General features: G+C 68.5%; 13 protein-coding genes. 8 read left to right on the top strand and 5 right to left on the bottom strand.

The genetic code is table 11. The features are described 5' to 3' along the window. Positions 1–90: 90 nt before the first annotated feature. Together NI1_RS30495 and NI1_RS30500 are read right to left on the bottom strand one after the other, a co-directional pair. Positions 91–525 (bottom strand): ferritin-like domain-containing protein, encoded by a 435-nt coding sequence (locus NI1_RS30495; protein WP_067827554.1) that lies wholly within the window; start codon positions 523–525, stop codon positions 91–93. Next, positions 522–1,166, bottom strand: a complete 645-nt coding sequence (locus NI1_RS30500; RefSeq protein ID WP_245663475.1) for a hypothetical protein — start codon at positions 1,164–1,166, stop codon at positions 522–524. The genes NI1_RS30495 and NI1_RS30500 overlap by 4 nt, the downstream gene beginning before the upstream one ends. A 313-nt stretch (positions 1,167–1,479) precedes the next feature. Between NI1_RS30500 and rimP the strand changes: the two genes are divergently transcribed. The 7 genes from rimP (at position 1,480) to NI1_RS30530 (ending at position 8,763) form a co-directional block, all read left to right on the top strand. Then, on the top strand, positions 1,480–2,100 hold the full coding sequence (gene rimP / locus NI1_RS30505) for a ribosome maturation factor RimP (protein ID WP_067827557.1): 621 nt from the start codon (positions 1,480–1,482) through the stop codon (positions 2,098–2,100). Then, positions 2,097–3,125, top strand: coding sequence for a transcription termination factor NusA (nusA, locus tag NI1_RS30510; RefSeq protein WP_067827559.1), 1,029 nt, complete (start codon positions 2,097–2,099; stop codon positions 3,123–3,125). Before rimP ends, nusA begins: the two co-directional genes overlap by 4 nt. Before the next feature lie 171 nt (positions 3,126–3,296). After that, entirely contained in the window at positions 3,297–3,602 is a 306-nt protein-coding gene (locus tag NI1_RS37540) for a YlxR family protein (RefSeq protein WP_245663485.1), read from the top strand. Between the two features lie 106 nt (positions 3,603–3,708). Then, positions 3,709–6,813, top strand: coding sequence for a translation initiation factor IF-2 (gene infB / locus NI1_RS30515; protein WP_067827562.1), 3,105 nt, complete (start codon positions 3,709–3,711; stop codon positions 6,811–6,813). A gap of 124 nt (positions 6,814–6,937) precedes the next feature. Continuing rightward, positions 6,938–7,228 carry a DUF503 domain-containing protein gene (locus tag NI1_RS30520; RefSeq protein ID WP_067827873.1) on the top strand — a complete coding sequence of 97 codons (291 nt, stop codon included), beginning with the start codon at positions 6,938–6,940 and terminating at the stop codon, positions 7,226–7,228. A gap of 26 nt (positions 7,229–7,254) precedes the next feature. Then, the gene (gene rbfA / locus NI1_RS30525) at positions 7,255–7,704 is read left to right on the top strand and encodes a 30S ribosome-binding factor RbfA (protein WP_067827565.1); all 450 of its coding nucleotides are present in this window, start codon (positions 7,255–7,257) and stop codon (positions 7,702–7,704) included. A gap of 54 nt (positions 7,705–7,758) precedes the next feature. After that, on the top strand, positions 7,759–8,763 hold the full coding sequence (locus NI1_RS30530; protein ID WP_067827876.1) for a DHH family phosphoesterase: 1,005 nt from the start codon (positions 7,759–7,761) through the stop codon (positions 8,761–8,763). A gap of 7 nt (positions 8,764–8,770) precedes the next feature. On the opposite strand, the gene NI1_RS30535 is transcribed toward NI1_RS30530, so the two are convergent. Next, positions 8,771–9,454 carry a nucleotide exchange factor GrpE gene (locus tag NI1_RS30535; RefSeq protein WP_067827568.1) on the bottom strand — a complete coding sequence of 228 codons (684 nt, stop codon included), beginning with the start codon at positions 9,452–9,454 and terminating at the stop codon, positions 8,771–8,773. 314 nt (positions 9,455–9,768) lie between these two features. On the opposite strand from NI1_RS30535, the gene NI1_RS30540 reads away from it, so the two are divergent. Then, entirely contained in the window at positions 9,769–11,130 is a 1,362-nt protein-coding gene (locus tag NI1_RS30540; RefSeq protein WP_067827570.1) for an MATE family efflux transporter, read from the top strand. Positions 11,131–11,138: 8 nt separating this feature from the next. Here NI1_RS30540 and NI1_RS30545 read toward each other — a convergent pair whose 3' ends face one another. Beyond that, a complete protein-coding gene (locus NI1_RS30545) occupies positions 11,139–12,281 on the bottom strand; it encodes a 3-ketosteroid-9-alpha-monooxygenase, oxygenase component (RefSeq protein ID WP_067827573.1) in 1,143 nt (380 codons plus the stop codon). A gap of 100 nt (positions 12,282–12,381) precedes the next feature. After that, the gene (gene grpE / locus NI1_RS30550) at positions 12,382–12,873 is read right to left on the bottom strand and encodes a nucleotide exchange factor GrpE (RefSeq protein ID WP_067827576.1); all 492 of its coding nucleotides are present in this window, start codon (positions 12,871–12,873) and stop codon (positions 12,382–12,384) included.

A 12,873-nucleotide genomic window follows, 5' to 3' on the forward strand; every position in this document is an offset into this window, starting at 1 on the left:
GGAATTGATTGCCCGACAGCAGAATAGGGCTGCCGACATTTCGACAACCCTACCGGTATTCAAGTGATCGGGAGATGTGACTTCGGCGAACTATGCCTTGCCGGGAAATGTGACCGTAGCCGGATTCGTGCCGAGGGCGGATTGCCAAGTAGCCAGGCGGACAGCGCATTCGGTGAGGGCTTCGACGGCGGTGCGGCGAAGGTCGGAGGAGCCGGCGCGCTCGAGGACCGAATGCCAGGCGACGGCGGTATCGGATTCGACGACGGCGGCGAGTTTGGCGGCGGGGATGGACTCGTCGATGACGAACGGGGTGGTGTAGGCGGCGGCCGGAGCCGGGACGGGGGCGCCGAGGGCTTTGAGGGCGTCGATGGTGGCGTCGCGGCGGGCGCGGTGAGCCGCGGTGTATTCGGCTACCAGTTGGTCGCGGCTGTGGTTGGCGTAGGCGGCGATCACGCCGTAGGCGTAGACCGCGGAGTACTCGGCGCTCAACGCGTCGGTGAGCGCCTGCTGATCGGTATCGGTCATGCGAGCAGGACCCCCGCGTGGGTGGCGCACGCGGCGCTGATCGAACCGAGCAGGCCGGCGCGGTAGCCGGAGAGCTGGGTGGACAGGTCGGCGGCCGAGCGCTGGGCGTTGGTCAGGCGGGTGCGCAGATCGGGGACCGACGGGGGCGCGGAGATCACCGGGGTGGTGGGGGCCACGCGATAGCTGGGCGTGGTGCCGTCACCGTAAACGCCGATGGCGCGGTCGATTTCGGTGCGCAGCGCATCGGCGTGCGCGGTGCGCTGAGTCGCGATGGTCTGCAACGCGCCCGCCCGGTCCGGGGTGGCGGCGATGGCGGCGGCTGCTGCGGCGGCGTCGTAACGGGCCGACTCCTCTTGCGCGAGCAGCGGATCCGGCGTGCTGGGCGTGTGGTCCTCGGAGCAGGCGGCGAGCGTTCCGGCCGCCGCCACCGCGAGCGCGCCGGTGCCCGCCAGCCGGAACATGCCGCGGCGATCGACCGTGCGAGAAGTGATTTCGGCCATCCGCGCACCGCCGCGGGCATGATCGGCGGCCCGCCCGCCGACCCGGGTTACGCCACGATCCACGGTGAGCGTCCCGCCCACCCCTGTTCGGTCCCCGGGGACCCCGATTCCGGCGCGACGGCCGCTCTGAACGCTGGACACGGCTACATCGTGCCAGCCGCCGCGACCGGTTCGCCGCGTCAGGGCCGTCCGATACGCTGTGATCTCGGTCGATGCACCCGGCTCTGGGCGCGTCGCCACCGGACACGCCGCCGGGGCCACCGGGCCGACCATGCCGAACTCGAGCGGGTTGGCTGGTCCTTTACACTCTTTCAGCGCGTTACGCTAGACCTTCGGGACGGTATTTCGCCGATGGCACTCGACAGCGAGTGCCCGCCGGCCCGCCGACCGTGCCCCACCAGGAACGCGACACCGACAACTCAACCCGTCACAACTGAACCAGGAGCCGCCCCACATGCCGATGCCGACCGAGGAAAGGGTGAGCCAGCTAGTTGCTGAGCTCGTCGAACGCCGAGGATTCGACCTCGAAGGCGTCGCGATTTCGGCTGCGGGGACCGAGCATGCCAAGGTGAAGGTGACGGTCGACAGCGATGGCTCCTCGAGTCTGGACGCCGTCGCCGATCTGAGTTCGGACATCTCCGAAGCCCTCGACGAGGCCGGTGATTTCGGTGAGACCGCCTACCTCCTGGAGGTCACCACCCCCGGCATCGATCGACCCCTCACCCTGCCCCGGCACTGGCTACGCGCCCAGGGCCGCAAGGTGAAGATCGTCCTACGCCCCGGCGCCGAATCACCGGAGGAGAAGGGCAAATCCACCTTCGAGGCCCGGGTGGGCGTCCTCTCCGAGACGGAGGTGGCGCTGGTCCTGGGCGGCAAGCGGAAGCCACACCGGGTGACGGTGCCGCTGGCCGATATCCAGTCCGCGGTGGTGCAGGTGGAGTTCAATCCCGCCGGCGCCGCCGAACTGGAACTGGCGGGGGGAGTAGCACCGGGCCGGCCCCAGCCGGGTGCTCAGGAGGTTTCCGCAGAAGAAGAAGAAGCGTCCGATTCACCGACCGAAGGGATCGTGGAATGAACATCGAAATCGAAGCCCTGCGCGCGATCGTCGCCGACAAGGGGATCTCGATGGAGACCGTGATCTCCGCGATCGAGTCCGCCCTGTTGACCGCGTACCGGCACACCGAGGGGCATCAGCCCAACGCGCGCATCGACATCAACCAGAAGACCGGCACCGTGCGCGTGATGGCCCGCGAGGTCGACGCCGACGGCAATGTCATCTCCGAATGGGACGACACCCCTGAGGGTTTCGGCCGCATCGCCGCCACCACCGCCCGCCAGGTCGTGCTCCAGCGGCTGCGGGACGCGGAGAACGAGAAGAGCTTCGGCGAATTCGCCACCCACGAGGGCGATATCGTCGGCGGCGTCATCCAGCGCGATGCCCGGATGAACGCCCGCGGCACCATCGTGGTCCGCATCGGCTCGGAGGCCAACGGCACCGAAGGCGTCATCCCGCCCGCCGAACAGGTGCCGGGTGAGACCTACGAGCACGGCGATCGCATCAAGTGCTACGTCGTCGGGGTCAGTCGCGGTCCGCGCGGCCCGCAGATCACCCTCTCGCGCACGCACCCCAACCTGGTGCGCCGGCTGTTCGCGCTGGAGGTCCCCGAGATCGCCGACGGTTCGGTCGAGATCGTGGCGGTGGCGCGCGAGGCCGGGCACCGCTCCAAGATCGCGGTGCGCTCCACGGTGCCGGGCGTGAACGCCAAGGGCGCCTGCATCGGCCCGATGGGGCAGCGCGTGCGCAACGTGATGAGCGAACTCGCCGGCGAGAAGATCGACATCATCGATTACGCCGAGGATCCGGCCGCCTTCGTCGGGAATGCGCTGTCCCCGTCGAAAGTTGTATCGGTCACGATCGTCGACCCCGAGGCGCGCGCCGCGCGCGTCGTGGTGCCGGACTTCCAGCTCTCGCTGGCGATCGGCAAGGAAGGGCAGAACGCCCGGCTGGCGGCCCGGCTCACGGGCTGGCGAATCGACATTCGCAGTGATGCGGCCCCCGATGTGGCGGGTTCGGTGCGTACCGAAGCGCATCGCAGCTGATACCGCGATCCGGGGCTGAACCTGCCGAAAAGGTCCGCCCCGGTCGGTCCCGAAATTTGTGAAACAGACCCTTCGGATGACAGCTTGGTAACTTCCAATGGGTACGGATGCGGAGATCGGGACGTGAGAGCGGTAGAGTGGACGCAGGCTCAGCGCGAGTCTCCGGATTCTCTGCGCTCCGAACGGGTGAAAACAAGATCAGAACCCGTCCGGACCTGCATAGGATGTCGGAAACGCGAGCTGACCGCCGATCTGATGCGGGTCGTGGCGCAAGGTGAAGCCGAAGGGCAGAGCATTGCGGTCGTTCCGGATCCGCGGCACAGACTTCCCGGAAGGGGTGCCTGGTTGCACCCCACTTCGTCTTGTCTGAGCCAAGCAGTTCGGCGCCGAGCATTCGGCAGAGCACTACGAGTGTCCGGACATCTGGATATCTCAGCCCTGGAGCATTACGTAGAGAACAGGCACGAGCACTCATGAGCAAACCGTGAAGTCCAAGCGATGATCGGCCATCGGAATTAGTCGAGGTCGTGCGGGTAACCCTTCCTCAGGGGCTGCCACGCTCGACCTCTGAGTGAGGAGAGCAGTGGCAGGCAAGGCCCGCGTGCACGAGTTGGCAAAAGAACTCGGTGTTACGAGCAAGGAACTACTCGCAAGGCTCAAGGAGCAGGGCGAGTTCGTGAAGTCGGCGAGCTCGACGGTGGAAGCACCCGTCGCGCGTCGTCTGCGGGAGTCGCTCGCACCCAAGAGCGCCCCGAGTGGTGCCGGCAAGCCGGCAACCCCCAAGCCCAGCGGTGACAGCACCCCCCGTCCGGCCGCCAAGCCGGCGACCCCGGGTGCCGGTCCGCGTCCGGGCCCCCGTCCGGCGGCTCCGGCCCCGGCCCCCGCGCCGCAGGCTCCGGCCGCGGCTACCCCGGCTCCGGCCCCGCAGGCGGCTCCGGCCGCTCGCACCGAAGTCCCTTCCAGCCCCGCGTCCGCAGCTCGCCCCGGCCCCGCGCCGAAGCCCGCTGTCGCTCGCGAAACCGCCGCTCCCGCAGCGGCTTCCGCTCCGGCGGCCCCGTCCACCCCGGCTCCGGCCCCGCGTCCCGACGCTCCGCGTCCGGGTTCGCAGGCCCCGCGTCCGGCGGCTGCACAGGGTGGCGCTCCGGCCCAGGGCGGCGCTCCCGCTCAGGGCGCTGCGCGTCCGGGTGGCCCGAAGCCGGGTCCGAAGCCGCCGCGTGTCGGCAACAACCCCTTCTCGTCGGCTCCGGAGCGCCCCGCTCCGCGTCCGGCTCCCCGTCCCGGCCAGCAGCAGGGCGGTCCCCGTCCGGCTCCCGGCCAGGGTGGTCCGCGTCCGGGTCCGCAGGGCGGTCCCCGTCCCGGCGGTGACCGTGGTCCGCGTCCGGCTCCCGGCCAGGGCGGTCCGCGTCCCGGCCCGGGCCAGGGTGGTCCGCGTCCGGCAGCCGCCGGTCAGGGCGGTCCCCGTCCCGGTGGCCCGCGTCCCAGCCCCGGCTCCATGCCGCCTCGTCCCAACCCGGGTGCCATGCCCGCGCGCGCTCAGCGTCCGGCCGGTCCGGGTGGCGCAGGCCGTCCGGCGCGTCCGGGTGGTCCGGGCGCCGGTGGCGGCGGTCGTCCCGGCGGCGGTGGCGGTGGCTACCGCGGTGGCGGTGCTCCCGGTGGCGCTCCCGGCGCCGGTGCGGGTGCAGGCGCCGGTGCCGGTGCTCCCGGTGGTTTCCGCGGTCGTCCCGGTGGCGGCGGTGGCGGTCGTCCGGGTTCGGGTGGCGGTCGCGGCGGTGCCGCGGGTGCCTTCGGACGTCCGGGTGGCGCTCCCCGTAAGGGTCGTAAGTCGAAGCGGGCGAAGCGCGCCGAGTACGAGAACCAGCAGGCTCCGATCGCCGGTGGCATCCGCCTGCCGCGCGGTAACGGCGAGGTCGTTCGCCTCGCCCGTGGCGCCTCGCTGTCCGACTTCGCCGAGAAGATCGGCGCCAACCCGGCCTCGCTGGTCCAGGCGCTGTTCAACCTCGGTGAGATGGTCACCGCCACCCAGTCGGTGAACGAGGAGACCCTCGAGCTGCTGGGCCAGGAGATGAACTACGTCGTGAACGTGGTCTCTCCGGAGGACGAGGACCGCGAGCTGCTGGCCAACTTCGACCTCACCTACGGCGAGGACGAGGGCGGCGAGGACGATCTCCAGATCCGTCCGCCGGTCGTGACCGTCATGGGTCACGTCGACCACGGTAAGACCCGACTGCTGGACACCATCCGTAAGGCGAACGTCCGTGAGGGCGAGGCCGGCGGCATCACCCAGCACATCGGCGCCTACCAGGTGCTCTCGCACGTGAACGAGGAAGACCGCCTCATCACCTTCATCGACACCCCGGGTCACGAGGCGTTCACCGCCATGCGTGCCCGTGGTGCCAAGGCCACCGATATCGCGATCCTCGTGGTCGCGGCCGACGACGGCGTCATGCCGCAGACGGTGGAGGCCATCAACCACGCGCAGGCCGCTGACGTGCCGATCGTGGTGGCGGTCAACAAGATCGATAAGGAAGGCGCGAATCCGCAGAAGATTCGCCAGCAGCTGACCGAATACGGTCTGGTGGCCGAGGAATACGGTGGCGACACCATGTTCGTCGACATCTCCGCGAAGCAGGGCACCAACATCGAGTCGCTGCTCGAGGCTGTCGTCCTGACCGCGGACGCCTCGCTGGATCTGCGGGCGAACCCGGACATGGACGCGCAGGGTGTGGCCATCGAAGCCCACCTCGACCGCGGTCGTGGTCCGGTCGCCACCGTGCTCATCCAGCGCGGCACCCTGCGGGTCGGCGACTCGATCGTGGCGGGTGACGCCTACGGCCGCGTCCGCCGCATGGTCGACGAGCACGGCGACGACGTCGAGGCGGCGCTGCCGTCGCGGCCCGTCCAGGTCATCGGTTTCACCTCGGTGCCGGGTGCAGGCGACAACCTGCTCGTGGTCGAGGAAGACCGGATCGCGCGTCAGATCGCGGACCGTCGTAACGCTCGCAAGCGCAACGCCCTGGCCGCGCGCAGCCGCAAGCGGATCTCCCTGGAAGATCTGGATGCCGCCCTGAAGGAGACTTCGGAGCTGAACCTGATCCTCAAGGGCGACAACTCCGGTACCGTCGAGGCCCTCGAAGAGGCGCTGCTCGGTATCGATGTCGGCGACGAGGTGCGTCTGCGCGTCATCGACCGAGGTGTCGGTGGCGTCACCGAGACCAACGTCAACCTGGCGTCGGCCTCCAACGCGATCATCATCGGCTTCAACGTCCGTGCGGAGGGCAAGGCCACCGAGCTGGCCAACCGCGAGGGCGTCGACATCCGGTACTACTCGGTCATCTACCAGGCGATCGACGAGATCGAGAAGGCCCTCAAGGGTCTGCTCAAGCCGATCTACGAAGAGCACGAGCTGGGCCGCGCGGAGATCCGTCAGATCTTCCGTTCGTCCAAGTTCGGCAATATCGCGGGTTGCTGGGTGCTCTCGGGCTCGGTCAAGCGCAACGCCAAGGCGCGCTTGATCCGCGACAATGTCGTGATCGCCGAGACCATGACCATCGCGTCGCTGCGGCGCGAGAAGGATGACGCCACCGAGGTGCGTGAAGGGTACGAGTGCGGTATGACCGTCACCTTCAACGACATCAAGGAAGGCGACATCGTCGAGGCCTACGAGCTGCGCGAGAAGCCGCGCGACTAGTAGTCCCGTAGTACGCACGACCTGCCGGGTCCGGGGTGACTCGGACCCGGCAATGGTCGTGTGGCCCAATCCCATCCGGGTAACAGACGCGCATTTCCCGGGGCGCGTTCATATGACTGAAAAGATGTTCTTCGGAGCGCTCGAATTCGATATCTTGCTGGGCGACGTTCATTCGCTCAAGGAGAAGCGCTCCGTCATCCGTCCCGTCATCGCCGAACTCCAGCGGTTCGGCGTGTGTGCTGTAGAAGGCGGGGAACAGGACCGTTACCGGCGTACGTTGCTCGGTGTGGCAGCGGTCAGTTCCGGTATGGGGCATTTGACACAGGTGCTCGACAAGTGTGAACGGCACGTCGCGGCACGTCCGGAGTTAGAGTTGCTGGCGGTACGCCGTCGCGTCTTCGGACCGGAAGACTGAATTCGATAAGTGAGGAGGGCAGGGCAATGGTCGATCAAGCCCGAGCACGCCGACTCGCCAAGCGCATCTCGTCGATCGTGGCAACCGCCATCGAATACGAGATCAAGGATCCGCGACTGCGGTTCGTCACCATCACCGATGCCAAGGTGACCGGCGACCTACGCGAGGCGACCGTCTATTACACCGTCATGGGTGAAACCATCGACGCCGAACCCGATTACGCGGAGGCCGCGGCCGGACTGAAGAAGGCCGCCGGCATTCTGCGCTCCAAGGTCGGCGCGGGCACCGGGGTGAAGTTCACCCCGACCCTGGCCTTCGTGCTCGATACCGTTCCGACCGCCGCGAAGGAGATGGAGGAGCTGCTGGCCAAGGCCCGCGCCTCCGACGCCCGGGTGGCGCAGGTGTCGGTCGGCGCCAACTACGCCGGCGACGCCGATCCGTACAAGTCGGACGAAGACGAAGACGAAGACGACTGAAATACCGTGACCACCGAGCACCGGCGGGCGGAACCCGAGCACGAAGGGGGCTCGGTGACGCCTGCCGGGACTCAGGTCGACGTCACCCCCGCGGTCGAGATTCTCGACGCCGCGCGGTCGGTGACGATTCTCTGCCATGTCCAGCCCGACGCCGACACCATCGGCAGCGGGCTGGCTTTGGCTCAGGTGCTGCACCGGCGCGGGGTGCCGGTGACGGTGTCCTTCGCCGAACCGGCCGAACTGCCGGTTTCGATGCGCGCGCTGCCGGGGACCGAATTCCTGGTGCCCGCGGATCGGGTGCCCGCCGAAGTGGATGTACTGGTGGCCGTGGACTGCGGCAGCGCCGGGCGGCTCGGCGGGCTGCGCGGCCGATTGGCCGGTGCGCGAATCAGTTTGGTGCTCGACCATCATCGCTCCAATACCCGGTTCGGGGTGGTGAACGTGGTCGACGAGAACTCCGACTCCACCGCGGCCTTGGTCGCCCGGGTGCTGGACGCCTGGGGTGAGCCGCTGGATCGCGGTGTGGCGCACTGTCTTTACGCCGGGCTGGTGACCGATACCGGTTCGTTCAAATGGGCCCGGCCCGGTTCGCACGCGCTGGCCGAGCGGCTGCTGGCCACCGGGATCGACGGCGCGGGCATCACCCGCATGCTGATGGACACCCACCCGTTCGCCTGGCTGCCCATGCTTTCGCGGGTATTGGGTTCGGCGCGACTGGATCCGGCGGCGGCCGGCGGCGCGGGCCTGGTGCACGTCTTCGTGCGGCAGGAGGATCTGGCCCGGGTGCGTTCGGAGGAGGTCGAGAGCGTGATCGATCTGATCCGCACCACCGCCGAGGCGCAGGTGGCGGCCGTCTTCAAGGAATCCCGCTACCAGCCCGGCCACTGGACGGTCTCACTGCGCTCGCACGACAATGCCGACGGCACGCCCGGCGTGGATGTGGCGCGGGTGGCGATGGCGCTGGGCGGCGGCGGACACCGTTATGCCGCAGGCTATTCCACCACCGGCACCCCCGAACAACTCGTCGCCGCCCTGACCGCCGAGCTCGCCCGCTCTTGAGCCGTCGCTACGCGGAGTAGCGGGTCATCGGCCGGCGGTAGCGCCGGATGACGACCTTCGCCGGGCGCAGCGACAGCGCCCCCACGGTGAGCCCCGGCTGAATGACCGAACCCACGGTGCGATCGGCCTCCGGATCGTCGGTGTCGGAGAGCTCGACGGCCTGCATGGTCTCCGGATCGAAAGGCGCGCCGCGGAACGGCGTGACCAGCTGCCCGCCGCGATCGGTCAGCATGCGCTCCACCCGCCGCGTGATGGCCTCGAAACCCGGCCGGTCGGCATCGGATTCGGTTGTGGTGACGAAGGTCTGGGCCAGCGCGTGCAGCGCGAACAGGTCCCGGATGAGTGGTTCGTCCGGATCGTCGGTGGGTGCGGCGGCGAGGTTCGCGGCCGCCGCGGCCGACCCGAGGGGTGTCACGCTCGGCGTGCCTTCGGTGGCCGATGACAGCCCGGCGGTGGCGGTCGCCGTTCGCGGTTCGAGCAGCGTTGCGGGCGTGGCGTTTTCACCGGGTGCGGCGGCTTCCGCCCTGGTGAGGTAAGCCTCGGCGAGGCGTTCGACGGTGGCGGCCTGGCGGGATAGCAGACGCGTGAGATCGTCGATGCGCTCGCTCATCCGGTCCACTGCCGCACTGAGCACCGCGGGATCGTCGGGTGCGCGCTCAGCGGGTTGCTCGACGGTGGGAGATTCGGTCATGGATGAAACCATAGATCCCGGTCGGCACCCGAGTCGCCGCTATCGCCGCTCGCGATTGCTGGATCGCCGCGCAATGCCGCGGACCTGGGAACGTTCTGTTCGCCGGACCACACCTCACAACCCGACTGGTCGGGACTGAATGTCCGAACAGTCTGCCCAGTCGGGATTGCCGAACTCGAACTGTGCGGCTTCGCCCCAGCCGCCGTCATTCCGGCGTGCTTTCGGCCGGAAGCCACACGGTGCGTTGGCCCTACCGCCGCCATGTCTCGTTGAGCATTACCGGGAATGTCGGGCGCGTGTGCGATCGTGGGCGGATGGTCAACGGTTCGGCGGTGGGAACGGTCGAGGATCCGGCGGCGGCGGGGCCGCGGCGGATTCTGGGGATCGCGGTGCCGACGTTGGGGGTGCTGGTCGCGGAGCCGATCTATCTGCTGTTCGATATGGCCGTCGTGGGGCGGTTGGGGGCGCTGGCGCTGGCCGGGCTCGCGGTGGGCGGATTGATGCTGGCGCAGGTGAGTACGCAGTTGACGTTCTTGAGTTACGGGACGACGGCGCGGGCGGCCCGGCGGCACGGCGCGGGGGATGAGCGCGGGGCCATCGGGGAAGGGGTGCAGGCGAGTTGGATCGCGATCGGGATCGGGCTGGCCATCGTGGCGGTGGTGCAAGCCTGTGCGGGGCCGATCGTGCGAGCCATTTCCGGCGGAGCCGATATCGCGGATGCGGCGGAGTCGTGGGTGCGGATCGCGCTGTTCGGGGTGCCGTTGATCCTGTTGTCGATGGCCGGCAACGGGTGGATGCGCGGGGTGCAGCAGACTCGGCGACCGCTGCTGTATGTGGTTGCGGGGCTGCTGGTTTCGGGCGCGATCTGCCCGGTTCTGGTTCATGGGCTGCTGGGTGCGCCGCGCTTGGAGCTGGAGGGCTCGGCGATCGCCAACCTGGTGGGGCAGTCGCTGACGGGCATGTTGTTTCTCGGTGCACTGGTGCGCGCGCGGGTGCCGCTGGCGCCGCACGTGGAGATCATGAAGGCGCAGTTGGTGCTGGGCCGGGACTTGATCGTGCGCAGCTTCGCTTTCCAGGCGTGCTTCGTATCGGCGGCCGCGGTAGCCGCCCGGTTCGGGGCCGCGTCGGTGGCGGCGCATCAGCTGGTGCTCCAGCTGTGGAATTTCCTCACCCTGGCGCTGGATGCCCTCGCGATCGCCGCGCAGACCCTGGTGGGCGCGGCACTCGGAGCCGGGAACGCCCGGGGCGCAGCGGGACTGGCGCGGCGCATCACCGCCTGGTCGACCGCGTTCTCGGTGGTCTTGGCGGCGGTCTTCGCGGCCGGCTACTCGGTGATTCCGCGCCTGTTCACCGATGACCCGGCGGTGCTGGATCGCACCCACGTGGTGTGGTGGTTCTTCATCGCCATCATTCCCATCGGCGGTGTGGTGTTCGCGCTCGACGGAGTGCTGCTCGGCGCGGGCGATGCCGCATTCCTGCGCAATGCCACGCTCGGTTCGGCCCTGCTCGGCTTCCTGCCGATGATCTGGCTGTCGCTGGCCAACGACTGGGGTATCGGCGGCATCTGGACCGGCTTGGTCGCCTTCCTGGTGCTGCGCCTGATCGCCGTCTGCTGGCGCGCCCTGTCCGGGCGGTGGGCCACGGTCGGCGCGGAGGTGCCCCGCCGCGCCGCCTGACCCGGCGCTCAGGCCGTCTCGGAATCCCGTGCCGCCGCCTGCTTTTCGAGGTTGGCCGCCACCTCCGCCTGCCAGTTCTCGTTGGCGTGCGTGGTATCGACCTCGAATTCGAAGCGCCGCGTCATATCCGGGGTGATGTCGGCGACGTCCACATAGAACTGCTCGTACCACCGCCGGTGCTGATACACCGGCCCGTCTTCCTGGGTGAGCAGCGGATTGTCGATGCGCGTCTTGTGCTTCCAGATCTCCACGTCTTGCAGGAACCCGACCCCGAAGCTCTTGCCGAACGCCGCCGCCAGCTTGGCCGACTTCTCCGGCGGGAGCCCGGGAATGCGCTGCACGCTCACGCCCCACTGCAACATGAACGAGTTGTGTGTGACCGGGTAGTGGCAGTTGATCAGCGCCACCTCGACCGTGTGCTCACCGAAGTCGTTGTGCAGGTAGTTGATCATGTAGGACGGCCCGAAATACGAAGCCTCCGAACGCAACAGCTGCATCTCGGTCGAGTAGTTGGACTTGGTGTGCACGTCCGGCCGCCCCTTGGAGTGCAGGAACTGGGTCGCCACATGCCCTTCGAAGACGTTCTTGAAGTACACCGGGTACGCGAAGTGAATGTAGAAGAAGTGCGCCATATCGACGTTGTTGTCGATGATCTCGCGGCAGTGCGCGCCCTCGATGAGCAGCGAGTTCCAGTTCCACTCGCTCCACTCGTCGGTCTCGATGCCCTCGATGTGCGGGATGGCGACCTCCGGCGGCGGCGGATTGCCCTCCGGATCGTTCCAGACGAAGAACTGACCGTTCTCCTCGCAGGTGATCCAGGACCGGGTCCGCGCCAGCGGCGGTACCCGTTTGGCGTAAGGGATTGCCGCGCAACGCCCGTCGCCGCGCCAGCGCCAATCGTGGAAGGGGCAGGCGATATTGTCGTCCTTGACGCTGCCGTAGGACAGGTCCGCGCCCATGTGCCGGCAATACCCGTCCAGGGCGTGCAGTTCGCCCGCGCTGTCGGACCAGATCACCAGCTTGGTGCCGAAGGCCTGGATGGAGTGCGGCTCCCCGTCCCGGAACGATTCCGCGAGACCGAGGCAGTGCCAGCCCCGCGCGAACCGCGTCATCGGTTCGCCGACATCGATGGTCCGGATCTGCTGACTCATTTGCGTCCTCCACGATTGCTGATCGGAGCCATCCCATTCGGCACGATGACCGTCATGCCCGAGATTAAGCATTGACGCTTAAGTCGACAAGCGTTTGTTCTTATTCGTCGGATTTCGGGGCCGGTTTGTGGCGGTGCACCACGACCTTGGCGGGGCGCACCGACCGGTCGGCAATGGTGAGGCCGGACTGAACGACGCTGTGCACGGTGCGGTCCGCCGCCGGATCGCCGGTGGGCAGGACGTCGGCGGCCTCCATGGTGATCGCGTCGAAGGCGCTGCCCGGCTTCGGCTCGACCAGCTGTCCGCCCCGGCCGACCAGGAGGCGTTCCAGCCGGTTCGCGAAGGTCTCGAAAGCCGCGCGCTCGGTATCGGATCCGGCGGTCGCGGCCAGCGTGCGGGCCTCGTCGAAGAGTGCGAACAGTTCCACGACCAGGGGCACATCCGCTCCGGCGCGTTCGCGTTGCGCGCGGGCCTTGGCATCGTCGGCGAGGCGCTCGATGGTGGCGGCCTGGCGGGCGATCACCCGCGCCAGATCGTCGATACGCTCGGTGATGGGGTCGAAATTCCCGGTGGCCGCGGCTGGTTCGGTCAT

Source organism: Nocardia inohanensis NBRC 100128 (assembly GCF_001612945.1).
GTDB classification, from domain to species: Bacteria; Actinomycetota; Actinomycetes; order Mycobacteriales; family Mycobacteriaceae; genus Nocardia; species Nocardia inohanensis.

Excerpts from the sequence above, each read along its gene's own strand:
- NI1_RS30535 (WP_067827568.1), bottom strand. The coding sequence starts at position 9,454 with ATGACCGAATCTCCCACCGTCGAGCAACCCGCTGAGCGCGCACCCGAC.
- NI1_RS30545 (WP_067827573.1), bottom strand. The coding sequence starts at position 12,281 with ATGAGTCAGCAGATCCGGACCATCGATGTCGGCGAACCGATGACGCGG.
- nusA (WP_067827559.1), top strand. The coding sequence starts at position 2,097 with ATGAACATCGAAATCGAAGCCCTGCGCGCGATCGTCGCCGACAAGGGG.
- NI1_RS30495 (WP_067827554.1), bottom strand. The coding sequence starts at position 525 with ATGACCGATACCGATCAGCAGGCGCTCACCGACGCGTTGAGCGCCGAG.
- rimP (WP_067827557.1), top strand. The coding sequence starts at position 1,480 with ATGCCGATGCCGACCGAGGAAAGGGTGAGCCAGCTAGTTGCTGAGCTC.
- NI1_RS30540 (WP_067827570.1), top strand. The coding sequence starts at position 9,769 with ATGGTCAACGGTTCGGCGGTGGGAACGGTCGAGGATCCGGCGGCGGCG.
- rbfA (WP_067827565.1), top strand. The coding sequence starts at position 7,255 with ATGGTCGATCAAGCCCGAGCACGCCGACTCGCCAAGCGCATCTCGTCG.
- NI1_RS30520 (WP_067827873.1), top strand. The coding sequence starts at position 6,938 with ATGTTCTTCGGAGCGCTCGAATTCGATATCTTGCTGGGCGACGTTCAT.
- grpE (WP_067827576.1), bottom strand. The coding sequence starts at position 12,873 with ATGACCGAACCAGCCGCGGCCACCGGGAATTTCGACCCCATCACCGAG.